Origin of the sequence: Synechococcus sp. N19, assembly GCF_900474045.1 — a bacterium.
GTDB lineage: Bacteria > Cyanobacteriota > Cyanobacteriia > PCC-6307 > Cyanobiaceae > Parasynechococcus.
Genome location: NZ_UCNR01000004.1, coordinates 14,411 through 38,143 on the forward strand (window position 1 = coordinate 14,411; position 23,733 = coordinate 38,143).

General features: G+C 62.6%; 26 protein-coding genes. 13 read left to right on the forward strand and 13 right to left on the reverse strand.

Annotated elements, in window-relative coordinates:
• Positions 1–18: 18 nt before the first annotated feature.
• Positions 19–1,212, forward strand: coding sequence for a CCA tRNA nucleotidyltransferase (locus DXY02_RS01155; RefSeq protein ID WP_114987546.1), 1,194 nt, complete (start codon positions 19–21; stop codon positions 1,210–1,212).
• A gap of 79 nt (positions 1,213–1,291) precedes the next feature.
• Complete coding sequence (locus DXY02_RS01160) at positions 1,292–1,705, forward strand: RNA-binding protein (RefSeq protein ID WP_244276104.1); 414 nt, start codon at positions 1,292–1,294, stop codon at positions 1,703–1,705.
• A gap of 70 nt (positions 1,706–1,775) precedes the next feature.
• Here the strand turns inward: DXY02_RS01160 and DXY02_RS01165 are convergent, their stop codons facing one another.
• Both DXY02_RS01165 and pds read right to left on the reverse strand, forming a co-directional pair.
• On the reverse strand, positions 1,776–2,684 hold the full coding sequence (locus tag DXY02_RS01165) for a phytoene synthase (protein WP_114987548.1): 909 nt from the start codon (positions 2,682–2,684) through the stop codon (positions 1,776–1,778).
• Between the two features lie 3 nt (positions 2,685–2,687).
• Positions 2,688–4,106, reverse strand: a complete 1,419-nt coding sequence (pds, locus tag DXY02_RS01170; protein ID WP_114987550.1) for a 15-cis-phytoene desaturase — start codon at positions 4,104–4,106, stop codon at positions 2,688–2,690.
• An 88-nt stretch (positions 4,107–4,194) separates the two neighbouring features.
• On the opposite strand from pds, the gene DXY02_RS01175 reads away from it, so the two are divergent.
• Entirely contained in the window at positions 4,195–4,542 is a 348-nt protein-coding gene (locus DXY02_RS01175; protein WP_170951432.1) for an NAD(P)H-quinone oxidoreductase subunit M, read from the forward strand.
• Positions 4,539–5,174 (forward strand): DUF3172 domain-containing protein, encoded by a 636-nt coding sequence (locus DXY02_RS01180; RefSeq protein WP_114987553.1) that lies wholly within the window; start codon positions 4,539–4,541, stop codon positions 5,172–5,174. The genes DXY02_RS01175 and DXY02_RS01180 overlap by 4 nt, the downstream gene beginning before the upstream one ends.
• Here DXY02_RS01180 and DXY02_RS01185 read toward each other — a convergent pair.
• Complete coding sequence (locus tag DXY02_RS01185) at positions 5,165–6,154, reverse strand: LysR family transcriptional regulator (RefSeq protein WP_114987555.1); 990 nt, start codon at positions 6,152–6,154, stop codon at positions 5,165–5,167. The two genes, DXY02_RS01180 and DXY02_RS01185, sit on opposite strands and share 10 nt — an antisense overlap.
• Before the next feature lie 81 nt (positions 6,155–6,235).
• Here DXY02_RS01185 and DXY02_RS01190 point away from each other — a divergent pair, with 81 nt between their 5' ends.
• The 6 genes from DXY02_RS01190 to DXY02_RS01215 all read left to right on the forward strand — a co-directional run bounded on the left by DXY02_RS01190 (position 6,236) and on the right by DXY02_RS01215 (position 13,393).
• The gene (locus DXY02_RS01190; protein ID WP_114987557.1) at positions 6,236–6,967 is read left to right on the forward strand and encodes an NnrU family protein; all 732 of its coding nucleotides are present in this window, start codon (positions 6,236–6,238) and stop codon (positions 6,965–6,967) included.
• Between the two features lie 34 nt (positions 6,968–7,001).
• Positions 7,002–9,011, forward strand: coding sequence for an NAD(P)H-quinone oxidoreductase subunit 5 (locus tag DXY02_RS01195; protein WP_114987559.1), 2,010 nt, complete (start codon positions 7,002–7,004; stop codon positions 9,009–9,011).
• 89 nt (positions 9,012–9,100) lie between these two features.
• Complete coding sequence (locus DXY02_RS01200) at positions 9,101–10,738, forward strand: NAD(P)H-quinone oxidoreductase subunit 4 (protein ID WP_114987561.1); 1,638 nt, start codon at positions 9,101–9,103, stop codon at positions 10,736–10,738.
• A 67-nt stretch (positions 10,739–10,805) separates the two neighbouring features.
• Positions 10,806–11,207 (forward strand): lipopolysaccharide assembly protein LapA domain-containing protein, encoded by a 402-nt coding sequence (locus DXY02_RS01205; protein ID WP_114987563.1) that lies wholly within the window; start codon positions 10,806–10,808, stop codon positions 11,205–11,207.
• A 58-nt stretch (positions 11,208–11,265) separates the two neighbouring features.
• Complete coding sequence (locus DXY02_RS01210; protein ID WP_114987565.1) at positions 11,266–12,168, forward strand: segregation/condensation protein A; 903 nt, start codon at positions 11,266–11,268, stop codon at positions 12,166–12,168.
• 46 nt (positions 12,169–12,214) lie between these two features.
• The gene (locus tag DXY02_RS01215) at positions 12,215–13,393 is read left to right on the forward strand and encodes an NDP-sugar synthase (RefSeq protein WP_114987566.1); all 1,179 of its coding nucleotides are present in this window, start codon (positions 12,215–12,217) and stop codon (positions 13,391–13,393) included.
• Here DXY02_RS01215 and DXY02_RS01220 read toward each other — a convergent pair.
• Positions 13,374–14,279 carry a methylenetetrahydrofolate reductase gene (locus tag DXY02_RS01220; protein ID WP_114987568.1) on the reverse strand — a complete coding sequence of 302 codons (906 nt, stop codon included), beginning with the start codon at positions 14,277–14,279 and terminating at the stop codon, positions 13,374–13,376. The genes DXY02_RS01215 and DXY02_RS01220 overlap by 20 nt on opposite strands.
• A gap of 67 nt (positions 14,280–14,346) precedes the next feature.
• On the opposite strand from DXY02_RS01220, the gene DXY02_RS01225 reads away from it, so the two are divergent.
• A complete protein-coding gene (locus DXY02_RS01225) occupies positions 14,347–14,625 on the forward strand; it encodes a helix-turn-helix transcriptional regulator (RefSeq protein ID WP_011365335.1) in 279 nt (92 codons plus the stop codon).
• A 207-nt stretch (positions 14,626–14,832) separates the two neighbouring features.
• Here DXY02_RS01225 and DXY02_RS01235 read toward each other — a convergent pair whose 3' ends face one another.
• The 9 genes from DXY02_RS01235 to DXY02_RS01275 are packed head-to-tail and all read right to left on the reverse strand — an operon-like array spanning position 14,833 to position 22,340.
• Positions 14,833–15,339 carry a CYTH domain-containing protein gene (locus DXY02_RS01235; RefSeq protein WP_114987572.1) on the reverse strand — a complete coding sequence of 169 codons (507 nt, stop codon included), beginning with the start codon at positions 15,337–15,339 and terminating at the stop codon, positions 14,833–14,835.
• 3 nt (positions 15,340–15,342) lie between these two features.
• Complete coding sequence (locus tag DXY02_RS01240) at positions 15,343–16,293, reverse strand: NAD(+) kinase (protein WP_114987574.1); 951 nt, start codon at positions 16,291–16,293, stop codon at positions 15,343–15,345.
• An 18-nt stretch (positions 16,294–16,311) separates the two neighbouring features.
• Positions 16,312–16,641, reverse strand: coding sequence for an NADH-quinone oxidoreductase subunit NuoK (nuoK, locus tag DXY02_RS01245; RefSeq protein ID WP_038552705.1), 330 nt, complete (start codon positions 16,639–16,641; stop codon positions 16,312–16,314).
• Positions 16,641–17,240: an NADH-quinone oxidoreductase subunit J gene (locus DXY02_RS01250; RefSeq protein ID WP_038552703.1), complete on the reverse strand. Its 600-nt coding sequence runs from the start codon at positions 17,238–17,240 to the stop codon at positions 16,641–16,643. Before DXY02_RS01250 ends, nuoK begins: the two co-directional genes overlap by 1 nt.
• Positions 17,237–17,884 (reverse strand): NAD(P)H-quinone oxidoreductase subunit I, encoded by a 648-nt coding sequence (gene ndhI, locus DXY02_RS01255; RefSeq protein WP_114987576.1) that lies wholly within the window; start codon positions 17,882–17,884, stop codon positions 17,237–17,239. Before ndhI ends, DXY02_RS01250 begins: the two co-directional genes overlap by 4 nt.
• Positions 17,885–17,943: 59 nt before the next feature.
• Positions 17,944–19,062 carry an NADH-quinone oxidoreductase subunit NuoH gene (gene nuoH / locus DXY02_RS01260; RefSeq protein WP_170950528.1) on the reverse strand — a complete coding sequence of 373 codons (1,119 nt, stop codon included), beginning with the start codon at positions 19,060–19,062 and terminating at the stop codon, positions 17,944–17,946.
• Between the two features lie 27 nt (positions 19,063–19,089).
• Positions 19,090–20,280: a citrate synthase gene (locus tag DXY02_RS01265; RefSeq protein ID WP_114987754.1), complete on the reverse strand. Its 1,191-nt coding sequence runs from the start codon at positions 20,278–20,280 to the stop codon at positions 19,090–19,092.
• A gap of 13 nt (positions 20,281–20,293) precedes the next feature.
• Positions 20,294–20,782 (reverse strand): phosphohistidine phosphatase SixA, encoded by a 489-nt coding sequence (sixA, locus tag DXY02_RS01270; protein ID WP_114987580.1) that lies wholly within the window; start codon positions 20,780–20,782, stop codon positions 20,294–20,296.
• Positions 20,760–22,340 carry a DUF3352 domain-containing protein gene (locus tag DXY02_RS01275; protein ID WP_244276097.1) on the reverse strand — a complete coding sequence of 527 codons (1,581 nt, stop codon included), beginning with the start codon at positions 22,338–22,340 and terminating at the stop codon, positions 20,760–20,762. Before DXY02_RS01275 ends, sixA begins: the two co-directional genes overlap by 23 nt.
• Before the next feature lie 53 nt (positions 22,341–22,393).
• On the opposite strand from DXY02_RS01275, the gene DXY02_RS01280 reads away from it, so the two are divergent.
• Positions 22,394–22,750 (forward strand): rhodanese-like domain-containing protein, encoded by a 357-nt coding sequence (locus DXY02_RS01280; RefSeq protein ID WP_114987584.1) that lies wholly within the window; start codon positions 22,394–22,396, stop codon positions 22,748–22,750.
• Positions 22,750–23,724, forward strand: coding sequence for a heat-inducible transcriptional repressor HrcA (gene hrcA / locus DXY02_RS01285; RefSeq protein WP_114987586.1), 975 nt, complete (start codon positions 22,750–22,752; stop codon positions 23,722–23,724). Before DXY02_RS01280 ends, hrcA begins: the two co-directional genes overlap by 1 nt.
• Positions 23,725–23,733 lie beyond the last annotated feature (9 nt).

Consider the following 23,733-nt stretch of genomic DNA (forward strand, 5'->3'; position numbering starts at 1 on the left):
TTCACTCCCCCCATTCTGATGGCCCAAGGCTCCGGCAACGCATTGCTTGACCAGCTGCGAGAGCGACTGGCTCCAGCCCAGTGGCCTCTCCCCCTGGCACGGCTTCCGGAGGGCACGGCGCTGGTGGGTGGCGCCGTGCGGGATGGCTTGCTGGACCGTCTCCAGGAGCAGCCGGATCTTGACCTGGTGGTCCCATCCGATGCCATCGCTCTGACCCAGGCCCTGGCCCAGGAGCTGCATGGCACTTGTGTGGTGCTGGACGCGAAACGGAGCATTGCTCGGCTGGTGCTTGGGGGCTGGACGGTCGACATCGCCCGACAGGACGGAGACCGCATCGAAGACGACCTCTGGCGGCGCGATTACCGGCTCAATGCCATCGCCGTGTCGCTCCAGCCCTGGGGAGAGCTGTGGGACCCCACAGGGGGACTGAGCGATCTCCAGCAGGGCTACCTGACTGCCGTCTCGGAAGCCAACCTCATCGACGACCCGCTGCGGTTGCTGCGGGGATTGCGGCTGATGGCGGAAATCCCTCTCACCATCTCCAGCCAGACCATGGCGTGGATTGAGCGCCACGCCGCACGGCTTCCGGAAGCGGCACCGGAGCGAATCCTGGCGGAGCTGCAGCGCCTGGTGCGGGGCAAACACGCTGACGCCGCGATGGCAGCCCTCACAAGCCTGCCGTTGCTGCATCCCTGGGCGGCCGGAGGGCAACCTCCCACGCCCGGCAACATCGATGGCCTGACCAGCGAGGAAGCCTCAGCAGCAGTGCCCTTGGCGCGGCTGACGGCCCTGGTGAGCGATGAGGGTCTCAGCCAACTCCGCGCCAGTCGCGCCCTGCGCCAGCGCTGCAAACGGCTGCGGAGCTGGCAGCAACGCACCGGCCAGGCACCGGGCGCGTTACCCGAGAGCGATCGACTGCAATTGCATGAGGAGCTCGAGGGGGATCTCCCCGCCCTGGCCCTGCAACTACCCATGCCCGAAAAAGAAATCTGGCTGCGTCGATGGCGCAACGCCGAGGACCCTCTGTTCCACCCCAGAACCCCGGTCGACGGCAATGGCCTGCTGACGGCCCTGGAGATCGAACCCGGTCCCCGTCTCGGACGTCTGCTGCATCATCTGAAGCTGGAATATGCCTTTGAACGCATCCAGACCCCAAGCGAGGCACTGAAGGAGGCCCAACATTTCTTGCACCGTGAAAGCGAGGCTCTGTGATTAACTTTCCTGGTGTCAATGATGACGGTCAGACACCGACAGATCGCATTTCCTTTCCTTCATGAGCATCCGCCTGTAAATCGGCAACCTGCCGCAGACCTTTGAAGAACAGGAGCTGGTGGCTCTGCTCAAGTCGGTGGGAGAAGGGATTCGGTTCAAATCGGTTCTCGACCGCGAAACCGGTGCATGCCGCGGTTTCGGCTTCGCCAACGTGGACGATCCGAAACTGGCCGACGCCGTGATCGAAGCTCTCAACGGCAAGGAGTTCGGTGGCAGTGCCCTACGGGTCGAGCGCTCCGAGCGTCGCGACAACAATGCTGGCGGCAACCGTCGTGGAGCTCCCAATGCAGCCGGCCAACCTCAAGTGGCCCGCAAGGCTGTGAACAAGGTGGTCCACAGCGATGCGAAGAGCGAAGGCGCCCCTGACCCCCGCTGGGCCGGCGAACTGTCCAAGCTCAAGGATCTGCTGGCCAACCAGAAGACGGCGGTTTGATCCGTCGCTGATCTGATCGAGGGAAAAAGAAGATCAACTCCACCCCTGCCGGTCATCCCGGCAGGGGTTTTTAATGTGACTGAGCCAACAGGAATGAACGGGGCAGATCAAGCAGCTTGTTGACCTTGGCCACATAGGCACGGTGATTGAACACGTCGTAATTGACCCGTTCAATTTCATCCAGAATGCCGCGGTACAGCCGCAACGACGTCCACACCGGCCAGCGCGCATCGGCGGACAACCATCGGACTCCGGCTTCGGAGCGAGCAAACCAATCGCGAGCCCGCTCCAGCTGAAAGCGCATCAGCGCACGCCAGGCGTTGTTGAGGGTTCCAGCCATCAGCTCTTCCTCGGAATAGCCGAAACGCTCGAGATCTTCCTGGGGCAGATAAATACGACCACGGCCCCGATCTTCCCCAACATCCCGAAGGATGTTGGTGAGTTGGTTGGCGATCCCCAGGGCGACGGCGGCATCGGAGGTGTCCGGACAGTCGCTCCAGGGGGCTGAGGTGTAGGCCTGGTCGACGCCCATCACTCCCTGGGTCATCAGACCAACGGTGCCTGCCACGCGATAGCAATAGAGCTTGAGGTCTTCAAAGCGGGGGTAGCGGGTCCAGGTGAGGTCCATCCGCTGGCCCTCGATCATGTCGAGGTAAGGCTGAATGCCCTGGGGGAAGCGCTCCAGGGTGTCGACCATCACCGCATCCAGGTCGTCCTCCACCCGACCCTCAAAAAGAGCACGGGTCTTCTCTTCCCAACGGTCGAGCCGCTCTGCAAGCTCCTCCACCGGACGCGCCTGGGCCTCCGGGCTGTCCATCAACTCATCCGTGCGCCGGCACCACACATAGATCGCCCAAATGGCACGCCGCTTCTCCGGAGGGAGAAGCAAGGTGCCGATATAGAACGTCTTGGCCCACTCGGCGGTCTCCCGACGGCAGGCCTCAAAGGCTGCGTCGAGATCCGGGGAGGCGAGGGGCATGGCTCAGGCCGTCACAGGCTCACTGGAAGAGGTCGATGATGCCAGTTGACCTGTCTTGCGGTCCACTGCGCCGGCGCAGAGCTTGCCGCTGAGAACAGCACCCTCCATCGAGGCGAGATAGCGCTGCATCGTGTAGTCGCCCGCGAGGAAGAAGTTCTTGATCGGGGTGGTTTGATCCGGACGCAGCTCCTGGCAACCGGGGGTCGTCTTGTAGACGGACAAGGGCGTCTTCACGACCTTGTATTTGCGCAGGGTGGCGGGGTTGTCGCCACTGAAGTGCATCGGGAACAGCTTCTTGAGCTCACCCATGGTGGCCTCGATGATCTCCTCATCGGGACGGCCGATCCAGTCTTTGGCAGGAGCAAAAACCAGCTCAAGCATCGACTTGTCGGGGTCTTCGTACTCCTTGCAAGTGATGCTCATATCGGCATACACGCTGAGCAGGGGGGAGCGGCTGAACAGCAGATGGTCAATGTCAGTGAGCTTGCGATCGAACCAGAGATGCAGGTTGATCACAGGGACACCCCGGAGACCATCCAGCTTCTGGAACACCTCCATCTGCTTCCAGGGCTCAGGCAGCAGCAGCTTGAAGGGATCCACCGGCAAGGCACTGACGTAGGCATCAGCGGTGAGGTCGAAGCTCTCCTTGCCCTTCACGCCACCTATATGGAAAGCCGCTACCGAACCATCGGCATTGAGCTTGATCTCACGCAGGGGGCTGTCGAGGTGCACTTCACCACCCAGTGATTCGATGTGCTCAACCACCGGCTGGCAGAGGCGCTCCGGCGGTGCACCATCCAGGAACGCCATCTTGGAGCCGTTCTTCTCCTGCAGGAAGCGGTTCAGGGCCGTGAGCACCACGGTGGCGGAGATCTCATCGGGATCGATGAAATTCAGCGCCTTGCTCATCGCCAAGAACACTTCATCGTTCACCCGTTCGGGAATGTTGTGGACCCGCAGCCACTCGGTCCAGGAGTATTTGTCGCACTCCTCGACATACCCCTGACCCCGGAGCATGGCGGGGACCAGTCCCAGGCCGAAGCTGATCTTCTCCGGCCAGGTGAGCATGTCGTTGTTGCCCAGAATCGCCGCCACACCGTTCACCGGTGCCGGCAGGTCAGGGAAATCAAAGCGGCTGTAGGTGCCTGGTTCGTCCTGCTGGTTGAAAATCATCGAATGGCTCTTCCACTGCAGCCGGTCTTCGATGTTCAGCTCCTGGAACAACTGCAGCATGTTCGGGTAAGCCCCGAAGAAGATGTGCAGACCGGTTTCATACCAATCGCCGTCCTCGTCCTTCCAGGCCGCCACCTTGCCGCCGAGAACATCCCTGGCTTCCACAACGATGGGGGTGTGGCCGGCATCCGCCAGATATTTGGCACAGGAAAGTCCAGCAAGACCAGCTCCGGCAATAGCGACGCGCATGCGGCCGTCTCGAAAGTTAAACCAACCTTAAAAGGGCTTGACCCCCGTTCGCTTCTTAAAGTCGTGTCAGCTTTCCCGTGGGCGCGTCTTGGCTGACACCCTTCTCAAGTGCACCACCCGCCACGTGCACCTGTTCACAGCTGCACTTCAAGAGGAGGATCTGGTTCCTTCGGATGACCAATTGACCTTAGATCTGGATCCCGACAACGAATTTCTCTGGGATGCCGCCAGCCTCGCCAAGGTGCAGGGACGCTTCAAGGAACTGGTGGATGCCGCAGCCGGTGGCGAACTGAGTGACTACACCCTGCGCCGCATTGGTACAGACCTGGAGGGATTCATCCGGCAACTGCTCCAGGCCGGAGAACTCAGCTACAACCCGGATGGCCGCGTGCAGAATTTCTCCATGGGCCTGCCCCGCACCCCAGAACTGTTGTGACCGGCTCGCGCTACGACCGCGGCAGCCGCCGACCGCGTGATGGCCGCTACGACCGCGGTGAGCGGGATCGTTACGACGCTCCTCCCCGTGGCGGATACGGCCGTCCTCCCGGCCCCCCACAAGGTGGAGGAGGTGGCCAGGGCGGCTTTCAATTCAGCACCCTCACCGTGGCCGTCTTGGCAGGAGTTCTCGTGGTGGGAATCGGCATCGGCAGCGCTGTCACCAGCACCACCACGGGCGACCAGGGAAACATCGCCAGCTCCCAGCAACTGGACATGGCCGTTCCCGACCCGGAGTTCTGCCGCCAGTGGGGGGCGAGCGCCTTCGTCATGGACATCGAGATGTACACGACGCTCAACCCCTCCAGCAGCTTTGTGACCCAGCCAACCCTGCAACCGGGTTGTGTGATCCGTCGGGAGAACTGGTCGGTGCTGCGCAAGGAGGGGGCCATCACCGCCGAGCAGGAGCGTGAGTGCAAACAGCGGATGAACACTTTTGCCTACATCGGCTCCGTCCGGGACAAGCCCGTGGTGCGCTGCGTCTACCAAACCGATATCAGTGAGAACAAATTCCTCACCCGAGGCGTGGCAGATGACGCTGTGGGCGTGACACCCGAGGCCGATCAGTTCTGAACCAGTTGCTCCCCGATCGCTTCAGGCACGACCTTCGCTGCCTGACGAATCGGGCTGTCAGCGCTGGCAAAGACGGGCAGAACGTCATTGCGGAACGCCACCGAGGCGCGTGAGCAGTAGCGGGCGGGATGGGTGATCAGCTTGAGCTGGCGCCGCACCTGCAGATCAGCCACCTGGGGCCGGTGAATCGTTCCCGCCGACAACTCTCTCTCGATCGACACCACGGGAACAAAGGCAGCGCCCAGGCCCGCCTGAACAGCATTTTTAATGGCTTCCAGCGAATTCAGCTCCATATCGATGCGCAGGCGCTGCACATCGAGGCCGGAACGCGCCAGAAGCTGGTCGACCATCTTCCGGGTGGTGGATTGCGCATCGAGGCAGACAAAGCCCAGGCGATACAGGTCTTCCTTGGTGAGTTCAGCCAGTCGGGCCAAGGGGTGCTTCACCGGCAGCACCAGCGCCAGCTCATCACTGGCGTAGGGCACCACCTGCAGCAGTTCATTGAGTTCCGCCGGCAATTCACCACCGATGATCGCCAGGTCGATCTGACCGTTGGCCACACTCCAGCCCGTGCGTCTGGTGCTGTGGACCTGGAGCTGCACGGAGACGTCAGGATATTTCTGGCGGAACAGACCGATCATCCGGGGCATCAGGTAGGTGCCGGTGGTCTGGCTTGCCCCCACGATCAGGGATCCACCTTTGAGGTTGTGGAGATCATCCAGAGCCCGACAGGCTTCGTGGCACTGGCTCAGGATCCGGTCGCAGTAACTCAGCAGCAGATGGCCAGCTTCAGTGAGCTGCGCCTTACGCCCGCCGCGATCAAACAGCGACACCTCCAGCTGCTTCTCCAGGTTCTGGATCTGAAGGCTGACGGCGGGCTGGGTGACGTAGAGACTGTCGGCGGCTTTCTTGAAGCTGCCCTCACTGACAATCGCGCGAAGGATCCGCAGCTGGTCGAGGGTGAACGGCAGATCGGCCACCGCGGAACACCCGGAGGAACACTGGAAATTTAGGACCGCCACGTCCGACAGCCAGAATCACGCCCTTCCAACGCAGCCGCCATGGCCTCCACCCACCACAGCAGCGTCGTGATGCTGGTGCTGCTAATCCTGTTTGCAGTGATTCACAGCGGTGGGGCTGCACTGCGCAGCCGGGCTGAAGCCTTGATCGGAGCACGGGCCTGGCGCCTGATCTTCGCGGCAGCCAGCATTCCCTCGGCCGTGGTGGTGATCGGATGGTTCCTGGCCCATCGTTACGACGGGGTGCGGCTGTGGAATCTCCAGGGCGTGCCTGGGGTGATTCCACTCGTGTGGATCGGAACCGCCATCAGTTTTCTCTTCCTCTATCCAGCCACCTACAACCTGCTGGAGATCCCGGCGGTGCTGAAACCGCAGGTGCGTCTTTACGCCGCGGGGATCATCCGCATCAGCCGCCATCCCCAGGCCATCGGGCAAATCCTCTGGTGCCTCACCCACGCCCTCTGGATCGGCAGCAGCTTCATGCTGGTGACCTGCGTGGGCCTGATCGGCCATCACCTCTTCGCCGTCTGGCATGGCGACCGGCGCCTGAAGGCCCGCTTCGGCGAAGCCTTTGACGAGCTCAAGGCCAGCACCTCGATCGTGCCTTTCGCAGCGGTGCTGGATGGACGCCAGCAGTTGCAGTGGCAGGAATTCGTTCGACCGGCGCAACTGGGCATCACCATCGCCGTCGGCGTGTTCTGGTGGGCCCATCGCTTCATTCCGACGGCTGCCGAGTTGATGCGCAATTCAGCACTCCAGAACCTGCTGGGCTGAGCTGCCTACACTCGCTTCAACCTCCTTTTTGCGGATGCCCTCGGCCGAGGAACTCGCCTGGCTCATTCCGGTTCTGCCCCTGTTCGGCGCAGTGCTGACCGGGTTGGGATTGATCAGCTTCAACCGCACGATCAATCGGTTGCGCAAACCCGTTGCGCTGCTGTTGATCTCCTGCGTTGGCGCAGCTGCGGCCCTCAGCTACAGCATCCTGTTCAACCAGCTCAATGGCGCCCCGCCCGTTGAGCATCTGTTCGTATGGGCCAGCGCAGGCAACTTCGTTTTGCCGATGGGCTACGTGGTGGATCCACTCGGGGCGGTGATGCTGGCGCTGGTCACCACCATCGCCCTGCTAGTGCTGGTGTATTCCCACGGCTACATGGCCCATGACAAAGGCTATGTGCGCTTTTTCACGTACCTGGCGCTGTTCAGCAGCTCCATGCTGGGTCTGATCATCAGCCCCAATCTTCTGGAGATCTACGTCTTCTGGGAGCTGGTGGGCATGTGCTCCTACCTGCTGGTGGGCTTCTGGTACGACCGCGACGGTGCCGCCCACGCCGCTCAAAAGGCTTTTGTGGTGAACCGGGTTGGTGACTTCGGTCTGCTGCTGGGCATCCTTGGCCTGTTCTGGGCCACCGGAAGCTTCGATTTCCAGGGGATCGCCGATGGTCTGCAGAACGGCCTGGCCGCCGGAACGGTGGCCCCATGGGCAGCGCTGCTGCTCTGCCTGCTGGTGTTCATGGGTCCGATGGCCAAGTCGGCCCAGTTCCCTCTCCACGTTTGGCTGCCCGATGCCATGGAGGGCCCGACGCCGATTTCAGCGCTGATTCACGCCGCAACGATGGTGGCCGCAGGGGTGTTCCTGGTGGCCCGCCTTGATCCCCTCTACGCCCAGTTCCCCATCGTTCAAACCGTGATCGCCGTCGTTGGCACGATCACCTGCTTCCTGGGGGCTTCCATCGCCCTCACCCAGATGGACCTCAAGAAGGGTCTGGCCTACAGCACCGTCTCCCAGCTCGGCTACATGATGCTGGCGATGGGTTGCGGTGCCCCGGTCGCCGGCATCTTCCACCTGGTGACCCATGCCTTCTTCAAGGCAATGTTGTTTCTGGGATCAGGCTCCGTCATCCACGCCATGGAGGAGGTGGTGGGCCACGAGCCCGTTCTTGCCCAGGACATGCGCCTGATGGGCGGCCTGCGCAAAAAGATGCCCGTCACCTCGATCACCTTCTTCATCGGCTGCATCGCCATCAGTGGCATTCCGCCCCTGGCCGGCTTCTGGAGCAAGGACGAAATTCTTGGTCAGGCCTTCAACAGCTACCCACTGCTCTGGGCAGTGGGCTTCCTGACGGCGGGGATGACGGCCTTCTACATGTTCCGGCTCTACTTCCTCACCTTTGAAGGGGAATTCCGCGGCAATGACACCGCCATGCAGGCCCAGCTGCTGACCGCCGCTGGCAAGGATCCTTCCGAGCACCACGCCCATGGCGGCAGCGTGCACGAATCGGCCTGGCCGATGGCTGCCCCCTTGGCGGTGCTGGCGGTGCCTTCCGTCCTGATTGGCCTCTTGGGCACCCCATGGAACAGCCGTTTTGCAGGCCTTCTCAATCCGGAAGAAGCCCTCGAGATGGCCGAACAGTTCAGCTGGGGCGAGTTTCTCCCCCTGGCGGGCGCCTCCGTGGCCATCTCCATTGCCGGCATCAGCCTGGCTGTTCTGGCCTATGCCCTGCGTCGGATTGATCTGGGGCAGCTGGTGGCCGACCGCTTCCCGGCGGTGAATGCCTTCCTCACCAACAAGTGGTATCTCGATGTGTTGAACGAAAAGATGTTCGTTCGCGGCACCCGCAAACTGGCGCGGGAGGTGCTCGAGGTGGACGCCAAAGTGGTAGATGGCGTGGTCAACCTCACCGGACTGCTCACCCTGGGCAGCGGCGAAGGTCTCAAATATCTCGAGACCGGACGGGCCCAGTTCTATGCCCTGATTGTGTTTGCCGGTGTGATCGGCCTGGTGGTGCTATTCGGCGTGATCGGCAGGCCAATCGCATAGAGCTCAGCATCCATGTGTGTCATCGCCTATCGAGGTGATGACACAGCGGCCATGATTTCTACGATCCATCCAGTGAGGATCGGATCAGCGTGTTCGAATTCGCAGTCGCCGGACTCAGCGATCCGGTGCAGGCAACCGTTCCATGGCTGAGCCTGTCGATCCTGGTGCCGATTGTGGGTGCCCTGCTGGTTCCGCTGGTTCCAGACAAAGGCGAGGGCAAACAGGTGCGCTGGTACGCCCTGATCGTGACGCTGATCACCTTCTTGATCACCGTTGCGGCCTACCTCACCGGCTATGACCCCAACCTGAGTGGTCTGCAGCTGTCCGAACGGGTGAGCTGGCTGCCGGATCTTGGCCTCACCTGGGCGGTGGGAGCCGACGGGCTCTCAATGCCGTTGATCCTGCTCACCAGCTTCATCACCAGCCTGGCCTGCCTGGCGGCATGGCCGGTGAGTTTCAAACCGCGGCTGTTTTATTTCCTGCTGCTGGCCATGGACGGCGGCCAGATCGCTGTGTTCGCCGTGCAGGACATGCTGCTGTTCTTCCTGGCCTGGGAGCTGGAACTAATTCCTGTGTATCTGCTGCTGGCCATCTGGGGCGGCAAGAAACGCCAGTACGCCGCAACCAAATTCATCCTCTACACCGCCGGCAGCTCCCTGTTCATCCTGTTGGCCGCCCTGGCCATGGGCTTCTTCGGCGGCGGCACCCCCAGTTTTGAATACACCGCTCTTGCAGCCAAAGACTTCGGCACGGGCTTTCAACTGCTCTGCTACGCCGGTCTGCTGATCGCCTTCGGCGTGAAGCTTCCGATCGTGCCGTTGCACACCTGGCTGCCGGATGCCCATGGCGAAGCAACTGCACCGGTGCACATGTTGTTGGCCGGCATCCTGCTGAAGATGGGCGGCTATGCCCTGCTGCGCTTCAACTGTGAACTGCTACCAGCGGCCCACTCTCAGTTCGCCCCACTGCTGATCGTGCTGGGGGTGGTGAACATCATTTACGCCGCACTCACCTCCTTCGCCCAGCGCAACCTCAAGCGAAAGATCGCCTACAGCTCGATCAGCCACATGGGCTTCGTGCTGATCGGCGTGGGCAGCTTCAGTGCCCTGGGCACCAGTGGCGCCATGCTGCAGATGATCAGCCACGGCTTGATTGGCGCCAGCCTGTTCTTCCTCGTGGGTGCCACCTACGACCGCACCCACACGCTTCAGCTGGATGAGATGGGAGGCATCGGCCAGAAGATGCGCATCATGTTCGCGCTCTGGACGGTGTGTGCTCTCGCCTCCCTGGCCCTGCCCGGCATGAGCGGATTCGTGAGCGAACTGATGGTGTTCGCTGGTTTCGCCACGGATGAGGCCTACACCCTGCCCTTCCGCGTGGTGATCTGCGGGCTGGCCGCCGTCGGCGTGATCCTCACACCGATCTATCTGCTCTCGATGCTTCGCGAAATCTTCTTCGGCAAGGAGAAAGAGGAGCTGGTGTCCCACACCAACCTGGTGGATGCGGAGCCACGCGAGGTTTACATCATCGGCTGCCTGCTGGTGCCGATCATCGGAATCGGGCTGTACCCCAAGCTGATGACCGACAGCTACCGCAGCTCGATCGAAGCCCTGGTGAACCGAAACCTGGGTGCGATGGAACAGGTGATCTCACCAACGGCCCCCTTGATTCGAGGTCAGGCGCCCGTTCCAGCAGTCATCCAGGCCCCCGCCGTGGGCGCGTCATAAATCACGTATCGATTCCGATTCATTCCCAGCCAACCGTCCGTAAGTTCCAGGGGAACGCTCCCCTGCAATGCGTCAGATCAACTTCGGCCTGATCTTCAGCTTCGGCCTGATCACGGTGTTCTTCACCCTGGCGAACACCAGCCCCACGACGGTTCACGTGTTGCCCGGTGTGGAGTACACCCTGCCTTTGGCAGGTCTGCTGCTGCTGGCAGCGGGGTTGGGAGCCGTGTCGGCCTGGTTCTTCGCAGCCTGGACCGGGATGCTCAACAACGTTGAACAGTTCAGCAAGGCGAACGAATACGAGGCCCAGCAGGTGCGGATCCAGGAACTGGAGACCGACCTCAGCCGCTACCGCTCCACCGTTGAAACCCAGCTGGGCCTGCTGCCTGCCACCACCGTCAGCGCGACCAGTGCCGAGAGCGAAGACAACGACCAGGCGGAGGTCAGCGATGCCAGCAGCGCGGCCTGAGGCAGCACTGGCAACACCGGTTGAGGACCGATACCTTGCCGGGAAAGGGTGAATTGACTTGCTCCAGGTGGCCCCCAACGACGGCGCTGATGCTGGAGCCCGCCTTGCGATTCGACTGCTGCAGGACGCAGCGGAGCGGGGCGATCTCGATCCCTGGGATGTGGATGTGATTGCCGTCATCGACGGCTTTCTAGATCAACTCCGGCAACGCATCGAAGTTCCCGGGCAGGTGGCGGCCGCCCTGGCCGGACGGGGCGGCAGCTACGAACGGGACCTGGCTGATAGCAGCGAAGCCTTCCTGGCCGCCTCCGTGCTGGTGGGACTCAAGGCGGAGATGCTTGAAACCAGCATGTTGCCGCCGCCGCCTGAAGTCGAAGATCACTTCGATGCCGACTTCGATGAGCAAGGCTGGCTGGATCCGGCCTTTGATCTGCCCCGACGGCCGGAACGTCATCTGCAGCGGCGACCCGTGGCACCCCCGCCATTGCGTCGCCCCGTCACCCTAGGGGAGCTGATCGAACAGCTGGAAACAATTGCCGAGCAGCTGGAATCAGACGAACTCGAGGCACGCCGCCGCAAACGGCAGAAGCGCTACAGCAACCGTGAAGCCATCGCCCAGGTGGCCGGACTGGCCCACCGCGAAAAGCTGCCGGAAACAACCGCAGCACTGGGGGTGTTTCTTAACGGTTGGGAGATCGCCCTGGACTGGGTGGGCTTCGATCAACTGGTGGATCAGTGGGAGGTGGCCGCCGCCGCGGACTTGGACCGTGACCGGGTCGGGGTGTTCTGGGCCCTGCTGTTTCTCTCCTCCCAGGGCCGGGTTGAGCTGGAGCAGGAGGGCTGGCTCCACGGACCGCTGCGACTGAAATTCATCCCCGCGAGTGGCACTGCAACGCAACTGCCGATCCGCAGCCTTCAGGTGCCAGATCCGTCGCCGACCCGGACGGTCGTGGCGGCCTAAGACCGGGTCTATGGTCACTACCTTGTATTGACCCGACCAAACGCCAATGAAGGCGATGATTCTGGCGGCTGGTAAGGGGACGCGGGTCCAACCGATTACCCATGTGATCCCCAAGCCAATGATTCCGATCCTGCAGAAGCCGGTGATGGAATTTCTTCTGGAACTGCTCAAGGAGCACGGTTTCACCGAAGTGATGGTGAACGTCTCCCACCTGGCCGAAGAGATTGAAAATTACTTCCGGGATGGCCAGCGTTTCGGGGTTGAAATTGCCTACAGCTTTGAAGGACGGATTGAAGACGGCGAACTGATCGGCAGTGCCCTGGGGTCTGCTGGCGGGCTCAAAAAAATACAGGATTTCCAGCACTTCTTTGACGACACCTTCGTGGTGCTCTGCGGCGATGCGCTGATCGATCTTGATCTCAGCGAAGCGGTACGCCTGCACAAAGAGAAGGGTGCGATCGCCAGCCTCGTCACCAAACGGGTCCCCAGGGATCAGGTGAGCAGCTACGGCGTTGTAGTCACCGATGACCAGAACAGAATTTCAAGCTTCCAGGAAAAGCCCAGCGTCGACGAAGCCCTCAGCGACACGATCAACACCGGCATCTACATCTTTGAGCCGGAGATCTTTGAACACATCCCTTCGGGACAGTCCTTCGACATCGGCTCGGATCTGTTCCCTAAACTGGCCGAGCTCGGTGCACCCTTCTATGCCATTCCGATGGATTTCGAATGGGTGGATATCGGCAAGGTTCCCGACTACTGGCAAGCCATCCGCAGCGTGTTGATGGGTGACGTCCGTCAGGTGGGCATCCCCGGCAAGGAGGTGCGTCCAGGGGTCTACACCGGTCTGAATGTGGCCGCCAACTGGGACAAGATCAATGTCACCGGCCCGGTCTACGTGGGCGGCATGACCAAGATCGAAGATGGCGCAACGATCGTTGGGCCCACCATGATCGGCCCCAGCTGCCACATCTGTGAGGGCGCCACGGTCGATAACTCGATCATCTTCGACTACTCACGCATCGGCCCCGGCGTGCAGCTGCTCGAGAAGCTGGTGTTCGGCCGCTACTGCGTGGGCAAGGACGGTGATCACTTCGATCTGCAGGAGGCCTCGCTCGACTGGCTGATCACCGATGCCCGTCGTCAGGACCTTGTGGAGCCTTCCCCGCAGCAGAAAGCCATGGCGGAGCTGCTCGGCACCGACCTCACCCAGGCAGCGAGCTAAGTCCGGCGCGATCCAGGATCAACGGGATGCGCTCCTCGGCCTTGATTGCCATCAGGTGCACGCCACGAACGATGCCGAGATAGCGCTTCACCTGTTCAGCGGCGATGGCCACGCCCTCCATGGCGGGATTCTCGGCGCACTCCAGCCGATGGATCAACGCATCGGGGATGCAGGCTCCCGGCACAACACGGTTGATGAACCTGGCATTCTTGGCTGACTTCAGCAGAAACACGCCAGCGAGCACGGGAAGGTCCAGGGGGCCGGCCAGTTCGCGCTGGAAGCGCTCGAGCGCTTCAGGGTCCATCACCATTTGGGTTTGAACGAAGCGGGCTCCCGCCGCCTGCTTGCGCTGCAACCGGCGCTGGAGACCGCTCCAGCTCCTCGATTGTGGGTCGGCGGCACACCCGGCAAACAGCGTGGTCGCCCCATCGGGCAGGGTGCCCTGCACGGGATCCACGCCCCGATTGAGGGAATCGACCTGCTGCAGAAGCTTCACCGACTCGAACTCATTCACCGGCCGGGCATCCGCCTGATCGCCCGCCCGCACCGGATCGCCAGTGAGACACAACAGGTTGCGGATCCCCAAGGCATGGGCCCCGAGCAGATCGGCCTGAAGGGCGATGCGGTTGCGGTCCCGGCAGGCCATCTGCAACACCGGCTCCAGACCGGCCTCAAGCAGCAACTTGCAGGAGGCCAGGCTGCTCATCCGCATCACGGCGCGACTGCCATCGGTCACATTCATGGCATGGACACGGCCTTGCAGCGAGGCGGCCATGGCCAACATGTGGGAGGGATCGGCTCCACGGGGAGGCATTACCTCGGCCGTGAGCACCTGATCCCCGGCCTCAATTGCGCGCTGCAGCGCCGTGCTCAAATCTCGTTCCATTTCACCGGCCCACTATGCAGGATCAGACCGGTCGTCCGGACTAGCATGATCCCAACGGTGGTCGCCCATGTCCTCCCTCGACGGTACCGATCCTCTGGAGATCTCCCTCTCTGCCAGGGAGATCGAGATCATCGAGCTCGTGGCCGAAGGACTGACCAATCAGGAAATCGCTGACCGTCTCACCATCAGCAAACGAACGGTGGACAACCATGTGAGCAACGTGTTCACCAAGACCGGCTCGAAGAACCGGGTGGCACTGCTTAATTGGGCCATGGACAACGGCAAGATCTGCCGGGACGGCTTCAACTGTTGCGTCCTTCCAGAACACGATCCCCCCTCAGCCTGATCGTGGAGCTGACAGGCTCCGGTAAGCTTTGAAGAGAGGTGGGGCCCACAGGGATCTCAAACAGCGTGGCGTATTCCAGACAGGCCTCCACGCTGGAGCCTGCGAAGCGAAGCATTCCAGTTGTGTCGTACAAACCCACCACTGGACGGATTCACCAATCAGGACCCCTCAAAGCTAAAGGAAATCTGAAGACAAATCCAGTCCGTCTTACGTCAGGCCAAAACGTCGACGCTGCTCCTCGGGCCAGGACTGAACCGGATGCTGGGCCAGCACCGCATTGCTCCAGCGGGATTCCCCGGTGATCTCCTCGCCACACCAGGGCGGAATCAGCAGATCCGCCTGGGCCGATGCCAGCTCCACCTCCGCCAGCACCAAGGGGGCGTTCTCGCCCTGGAAACAATCCACCACCCAGTCACCACCAGGACAATCCAGGGCGTAGCGGACTTTGTCCAGGCGGTGCGGCGCCAGATCCCAGAGAGCTTCGGCATCCGCCACGGGAATCGGATATTCGAACTCGTGGCGCACCAGGCCAACGGCATCAGCCGCCGCCTTCAGGGTGAGCCAGGCCTGATCCGATCCGCGCAGACGCATCCGCACCGTCACACCGTCGGCACTGGCGGCCAGGTAGCCCTGACGCAGCGGCTGTGCGGGGCCGGCACTGCTGCGCCAGGCGTCCGACCGCACCAGAAAGCGCCGTTCAATCTCGAGGGCCATGGCTCAATTCTGCGAGGGCTGAGACGCGTGCAGGCTTCCCGCCCAATGCAGCTTGTGGGAGAGGGTTCGGTAATACGACGGGCTTTGATTGAGCAACACCATCAGGGCATGGTGGCGCGCCTGCTGAACAACACAGCACTCACCAGGCTCCAGCACCGTGCAGCCCACACCGTCCTTCCACAGCTTGATGCGGTGATCCCCAGCCCCGAGGGGCCAGATCGCCAACCTGGCCCGAGGCGGCACCACCAGCGTTCGGCTGGAGAGGCTCATCGGGCAGATCGGGGCAACGATGATGGCATCGATGCCGGGGTGAAGAATCGGTCCCCCTGCCGCCAGGGCGTACCCGGTGGACCCCGTGGGCGTGGAGAGTATCAGGCCATCACCACGCACCTGGTCGATCACTTCCCCATCGATCTCGAGCTCCAGGGTGCAGGTGGGCGAAATCTCATCGCGGTAGGCCCGCAGGTAGAAGTCGTTGAAGGCCCAGTGGTGCTCTTCATCGTCTTCGAGATCCGGCTGTTGCAACGGGCCCGGCGAAGCCGCTCGATCTTCAGCGGAGCGTCGATCCACCATCGCCTGAAGCATCATGCGCCGTTCGATCGCGAACTGATCGTCTTGGAGGCGTTGCCAGATCTGATCGCCGCGCAACACACGCCGGTCATGGGTCAGAAAGCCCAGATGGCCTCCCACATTGATGCTGAGGATCGGGATGTCATGCACCGCCAGGTGGCGGGCAGCCCCCAGCACCGTGCCATCCCCCCCCAGCACCAGCGCCAGGTCGGGCAACGACTCCTCAACGGCCAGAAGGCCGGGAAAAGGATTCACCCGGGGCCCCGACATCGCGGTGACCACATGGGTACCGAGAGATTTCAGCTCCTTGGCACATTGCCGGGCTTCACGCTGGGCAGGCTGGCTGTCGGCCCGATAGATCACCCAGACCCGATCGAGACGCATGACCCAGGTGTGCGGGGGTTACCAGCGCAGCAGGTTGAACTGCTCCATGTCGACGGTAACGCGATTGCGATAAAGCGACAGCAGGATCGCGAGACCGACAGCGGCCTCAGCGGCGGCCACCGTAATCACGAACACAGCGAAGACCTGGCCGCGAATCAGATCACCATCCACGAAGGAGGAGAAGGCCATCAGGTTGATGTTCACGGCGTTGAGCATCAGCTCAATGCTCATCAGCACGCGCACCGCATTGCGGCTGTTGATCAGACCCCAAACGCCGATGCAGAAGAGCATCGCGGCCACCAGGAGGTAGGCCTGCAGGGAGGGAAGCGTGGCAAGGAAATCGCTCATCAGTCCGCTCGATTCATCAGCAGGGGAGTACGGGCCTTCTCAATCAGGCCTTGATCGGCCACCTCACCGGTGACCACATCGGTGGCCAGCACATCACGACGGGCCAAGACGATGGCGCCGATCATGGCCATCAGCAGCAGCACCGATGCCACCTCAAATGGCAAGAGGTAATCGGTGAACAGGTGCTCACCAATGCGGGCCGTGGCCTCTTCACCCACGGCGGCAGGACCGGGCAGCGACCAGGGGGTGGTGACCACAACACGAACCAGCAACGCCAGCAGACCGGCGCAGACGCCGGCGGACACCACACGGCGCGTGGTGAGGTTGGCGATGGCCTTGAGGTCTTCCCGCTTGTTGACGAGCATGATCGCGAACAGGATCAGCACGTTGATCGCGCCCACGTACACCAGGATCTGGGCCATGGCCACGAAACTGGCGTTCAGGAGCAGATAGAGCCCTGCGACGGCGGTGAACACCCCGCCCAGCAGGAAGGCGGAATAGACGATGTTGCTAAGCAGCACCACACCAAGGGCGCCGATCACCACAACGGCGGACAGCACCAGAAAACAGATCAGCTCGGTGGTTGTCGCGATGGTCATGCGTCGCCCTCCTTGGCCTCACTGGAGGATTGTCCCTCATTCTTGGCAGAGGACTTGGCAGGAGGGGTGAGGGTCTCCAACACCTGAAACGGCAACTGACCAGCTCGGGGACGATCGGCGGCAACACCGTGCGGATCCATCTCGCCCTGCGGCAGATAGGCGAGTTCCCTAAGGGGAATAACGGAGGGGTCGGTGGTGACGCTGGTGGGAAGGCGTCCGAGGGCCACGTTGTCGTAGTTGAGGCTGTGGCGATCAAAAGCCGCCAGCTCATACTCCTCCGTCATCGAGAGGCAGTTTGTGGGGCAGTACTCGACGCAATTTCCGCAGAAAATGCAGACGCCGAAGTCGATGGAGTAGTTGCGCAGCTCCTTCTTCTTTGTGGCCTTGTTCATCACCCAATCGACCACCGGAAGATTGATCGGGCAGACCCGCACGCACACCTCACAGGCGATGCACTTGTCGAACTCGTAGTGAATCCGGCCCCGATAACGCTCGGAAGGAATGAGCTTCTCGTAGGGGTACTGCACCGTGACCGGACGGCGCTGCATGTGGTCGAAGGTGACCGAAAAGCCTTGGGCCAGATTCCGGGCTGCATCGACTGCATCCCGGGTGTAATCACCGACCTGTTTGAGGAAGCCGAACATGGTCTGAAGGGGAGAGAACGAAGCGGAGCCGGGAGCGAAGAAATCCTAGGTAGGAAAACCTAGCCGCCGAATGCAACGGGGAATGCGAGCTTGAGGGCTGCTGTCACCAGAAGGTTCACCAGGGACAGAGGCAGCAGGAACTTCCAGCCGAGATCGAGCAGCTGGTCAATGCGCACGCGGGGGGTGGTCCAGCGCAGCAGGATCGCCACGAACACCAGCAGATAAGCCTTGAGCACCGTCATCACGATGCCAACGGTGCCCGTGATCACCTGCACCACGGGGGCATCGATGGGCTGGTTCAACCAGCCGGCCAGCCACTCGACAGGAATCGGGAAGCCCCAACCTCCGAGATACAGAACGCTGACCAGAACGGCCGAGAGCACCAGGTTGATGTAACCCGCCAAGTAGAAGAGGGCGAACTTCATGCCCGCGTACTCGGTCTGATAGCCGGCGACTAGCTCTTCCTCAGCTTCGGGAAGGTCGAAGGGCAGCCGCTCACACTCGGCCAGGGCACAGATCCAGAAAATCAGGAAGCCCACCGGCTGGCGCCAGATGTTCCAGCTCAAGATGCCGGCACCGGTCTGCTGACCAACAATGTCGACCGTGCTCAGCGAGTTAGTCATCATCACGATGGCCAGCACCGCCAGAGCCAGGGGAATCTCGTAGCTGATCGATTGAGCCGCGGCCCTCAGCCCACCGAGCAGCGAGTACTTGTTGTTGGAGGCATAGCCGCTCATCAGCAAGCCGATCGGCTGGATGCTGCTGAAGGCGATCCAGAGGAAGATCCCCACGCCCACATTGCTGATCAGCAGGTTCTGGCCGAAAGGAATGATCAGCCAAGAGATGATCACCGGCACAACCACCAGCACCGGGCCGAGGGTGAACAGCAGGCTGTCGGCCCGCGCCGGGATGATGTCTTCCTTGACGAGCAGCTTGAGGCCGTCGGCCAGGGGCTGAAGCACGCCCAGGGCACCGGCATACTCCGGACCGATCCGCTGCTGGACGGCGGCGGAAATCTTGCGTTCCAGCCACACCGAAACCAGCACACCCACCACTGCAGCCACCAGAACCAGCAGCATCGGCAGCGGCAGCCAAAGCAGCCTAGCCACCTCCGGGGAGAAGCCAAACCCTTGCAGGGCCTGGCTAAAGCTCAATTCCAGGTCCAGTCCCGGACTCACCATGGTGTCGACGGAAGTGGGTGCAACTTAGGCGGCCGGAGCCGAGACGCGCTCCTCAATGGGCATCCAGGAGCGTGGCTGGGATCCGGAGTAGATCTGCGAAGGCCGGAAAATCCGGTTCGCCCCGAGCTGCTCTCGCCAATGGGCTAGCCAGCCGGCAACCCTGGCAATGGCGAAGACCGGCGTGAACAGATCCCTGGGAATGCCGAGCTTGCGGTACACAAGGCCCGAATAAAAATCGACGTTGGGATAGATGCCTTTGGGGCCGAGGCGGGACGCTGCTTCTGCTTCGATCGCCCGGGCCACGTCGTAGAGGTCGTCATGGCCAAAGCTGGCGAACATCTCCTCCACCAGGGCCTGCAGGATCACGGCACGGGGATCCTTCACCTTGTATTCCCGGTGGCCGAAGCCCATGATTTTGCGCTTGGCCGCGATGGCTTCATCCAGGAAAGCGCCAGCGTTCTCGGGACTGCCCACCTGCTCGAGCATGGCGAGGACATCTTCATTGGCGCCGCCGTGGAGTGGGCCCGCCAGGGTGCCCACGGCTGAAGCCACCACGGCGTAGGGGTCGGTGAGGGTGCTGGCGGTGACCCGAGCACTGAAGGTGCTGGCGTTGAGGCTGTGCTCGGCATGGAGCATCAGGCAGCGATCAAAGATCCGCGCTGCTAGTGGATCCGGCTCACGTTCGGTGAGCATGTAGAGGAAATTGGCGGAGTAGGCCAGATCATCCCGGGGCTGGATTGGGTCCTGGCCTTTGCGGATCAGCTGAAAGGCGGCCACCATCGTGGGGATCTTGGCGATCAACCGCACCACCGCGTCATAGATGTACTGCGGGTCGTCGATCGCCCGGCGCGAATAAAACAGCCCCAGGGAAGCGGCGCTGGACTGCAGCGCGTCCATCGGGTGGCCGCTGGCCGGGAAGCACTTCATCATGTCCCGAACACGGAAGCTAACCCGCCGGTGCATCTGCACCGCGTGCTCAAACTCCGCCAACTGGTCGCGGCTGGGCAGCTCTCCCCAGATCAGCAGGTAGGCCGTTTCCAGAAAACTGCTGTTGGCCGCCAGATCCTGCATCGGGTAGCCGCGATAGGTGAGCAGCCCCTTCTCACCATCGATGTCGCAGATCGCCGACTGGGTGGCCGGCACGCCATCCAGACCTGGACGCAGTTCGATCCCGGTCCGCGCATGGCGCAGGTCGCCTGTCTGCTGCTGGGCCACCACCTGATTGCCTCTAACAGCAACCTAAATCGTCAATCAACAGTGCTGGCCGAAGCAAAGCCTTTAACTGCCACTGGCCCGTGGAACGACGCAGCTGAATCACGCCGGCTTTCTTCAGCACCAGAGATCCCGGGGCACACCCCAGAAGACCGCAGGCCAGATCTCCTAGATCCGGCTCATGGCCGACCAAGCCAAGCCGTTGATCGAAGGCGGTCACCAGCATGTTGAGGGCCCCTCCCGGCTGGAGCCGTTCATCCACCGCGAGTTCAGAAGCGAGCCCCGCCTCCAAAGCCAGTTCCGCCGTTTGCAGAGCCCGGCGATAGGGGCTGGACAGCAATCGATCCAAGCGCAGCCCCCGTTGCACCAGGGCCGCCATCACCCGCTGGGTTCGCTGACGGCCAGCGGCGGTCAGGGGTCGATCCGGATGGTCCTGGCCCGCCTGGCGGGGCTCGGCGATGCCATGGCGCAACAGAACCAGGTCAGCCGAGGTCGAGCCGGGCATGAAACGGAATCTCGGAACTGCCTTGCTCCTGACGATCAACGTCGACGGCCACCGCAAGGCCGCGGACCTGATCCTGAAGCGGCCGCCCCGCCATCACCTGCAGCAGGGCCCAGGGCCGCCATTGCCCCAACAGCGCACGGGCCGGCTCATCCGCCAGCAGGAGGGCCTGCGCCGGTTGGGAGGACGCTGTGAGTTCCTGCCATTGGTTCAAGCGGGGCTGGAGGGCACGCCCGTTCTGACGCTGCGCCAGAGCCATCAAGGACTCGCCCCACCAGTTCAGCGCAGACGAGCGAACCTGAGCCACGGCCAATTGGGCATCCACCCCAGGCTGGCGTCCCCGCTGGCGCACCAGCCGCGTCCACACGCTCAACACATCGCCATCGCCCTCCAGTTCAGAACGGGTCAGGCCCTGCTCCTGCAGACGTGCATCCACCGCATCCCTGGCGGGGCTTTGCGGGCGGGTGGCCAGCAGCCAGCCCTCGGGTTGCTCCTGCCAGAGAAGAGGGCCAGCATCAGCCCCCACAACAGCATCGGCCGCCGGCTGGTCCGCCAGGCGCTGCTTCAGCAACGGAGCGAACCATTGGGCCAGGGGATGGCTTTCGCTGGGATCCAACAAACGGGCTGGGCTCTGCAGCTGAGCCAGCCAGCGGGCATGGCCGCCGGCCGACGCCGTCAGATCCGTGAGCCCAGGCCAGGGGTCGGCGCCAAGGGCTTGCCGGAACCCGAGACGCCCATCGACCGCCATGGTTGAACCCTCCGGTCGCAGTGATGCCACGAGTCCGCTCAGATCGTCCCGTTGGGCCACCAGCTCAGGCAGCTGCAGCCAATGCTCGAGGGCATGGGGAGATGCCGTGAGCAGAGCCACGCCTTCGCCGAGCTCAGCAACCTGACGTTGCAGGCGTTGATCCCCCAGCTGATGCTGATCCGGAAGCTGGGAGACATCGAGGGCCTGCTCCAGCACACCCCGGCCTGAGGCCACCAGCAGCAGATCGTCGTCAATCAAGGCCGTGGCCAGGGGTTGGGGGTCATGCCCCACCAACGCCCCCTTACCGCTGATCACACCGATACCGCGGTAGCTGCTGATCTGCAGGTCGGTGCCCGCCAGGCTGCGGGTCTGCCAGAACCGTTGCAGAAAGCGCCGGGCGCCATCGTCATCCCGACTGGTCAAGGCCAACACCCAACCGACGTTGGAATCCCCATCGGTGAGGGTGAGACTGACCTCCTCGCCAAGCCAGGGCTCCAGCTCAAGACCGAACTGGAGGCCCGCCAAAGCAAAGACTCCTTCGCGCCACTGCCGGGCGCCATCACGGGCATCGCGGCGTTGGGAGGCAGGGGCAACGGCCTGGGCATAGGCCGGCAACCGTCCTGGATCGGCCAACCAATGGAGGGACAAGTCAGCATCCCGGGGCACAAACCGGGCCGCCCGAGGCAGATGCAACGGCTGCTCCGCCAACTGCAGGGGGCTCTGGCGGTTCATGGTCCAGAGCAGGCCAGCGGCCAGCAAAATCAGCGACAACAGCACAGCGCCGGCAGCGCTGAGGAAGGGGCGGGCCTTCATGGGCCGGCGGTCTCGGGTCGCCTCATCTTTGTCCATCACCGCAGAATGGCGCCATGGGCCAATCCCAACAACCACAACCAATCCAAGCCTCTGAACTGCAGCAATGGCTGCAAAGCGAGCGACCTTCACCGCAACTAGTGGATGTGCGCGAGGAGGCTGAGCTCGCGATCGCTGCCTTTCCAGGTGCGGTGCTGCACCGCCCCCTGAGCCAATCCAATGCATGGCTTGGAACACTGCAGGCCGACCTCAACCCCGATCAACCCGTCGTGGTGGTCTGCCATGCCGGCGTGCGCAGCTACCACTTCGGCCTGTGGCTGCTGGACCAACCCTGGGGCCTTGAGGTGTGGAACCTTGAGGGAGGCATTGATGCCTGGAGCCTTCAGGTGGATCCCAGCGTTCCCCGCTACTGATGAGCAAGCCCCTGTCCCTTCGGCAAGAACAGGTGCTTCAGGCGACGGTGCACCACTACGTCGACACGATGGAGCCGGTGGGCAGCCGCACCCTGGTGCAACGCTTCGGCATTCCCGCCAGCTCCGCCACCATTCGCTCCGCCATGGGGGCGCTTGAGCGCCGAGGACTGCTGCATCAACCGCACACCTCCGCCGGACGCGTTCCCAGTCCGATGGGATACCGGCACTACGTGGACGCGTTGCTGCCGGAACCCGGCATCGCCGTTCAACACCTGGAACGGGAGCTCACCGGCCTCAGTCTTCGTTGGGCCGGTTTGGACGACCTGCTGATGCATCTGGCCCGGCGGCTGACGGATTTCACCGGTCTGATGAGCCTGATCACCCAACCGCAGCAGGAGAACCAGCAACTGGAGACGATCCGTCTGGTACCCAGCGGTGATCGACTGCTGGTGATGCTGGTGGAAGCCAATGGCCGCGCCAGCCACCTCAACCTGCGTCTGCCCCACGGAGCTGAAGCCGAACTCACCGCGATGGAACGCTGGGCGTCGGCCCAGCTCGAGCAGGGCGACCTGAACTGGGACGCACTGCCCAGGCAGCTGCAACGCAGCGGTGCTGTGCTGCGCAACGCCCTTGAGCAGCCCACCCCCGCCAACTCCACACAGGTGGTGGTGCATGGCCTTTCCAGGCTGGTGAGCGAACCGGAATTTGAAAGCACCTCCAGTCTTCGGCCGCTGCTGGAACTGATCGATGACCAACCCGCCACCTTGATCAGCCGCGGTGAATCCGCACGGGTGTGGATCGGCGAGGAACATCCGCAGCCAGCCCTGGAGGCCTGTGCCGTGGTTCAGGCGCCCTACCGCTGCAACGAGGGGCTCGGTCATGTGGCCCTGGTGGGGCCGATGCGGATGGCCTATGCCACGGCACGGGCTGCCGTACAGCGGGTGGCCCGCCACCTGGAATTGCTGCTGGCCTGAGGTCAGCTC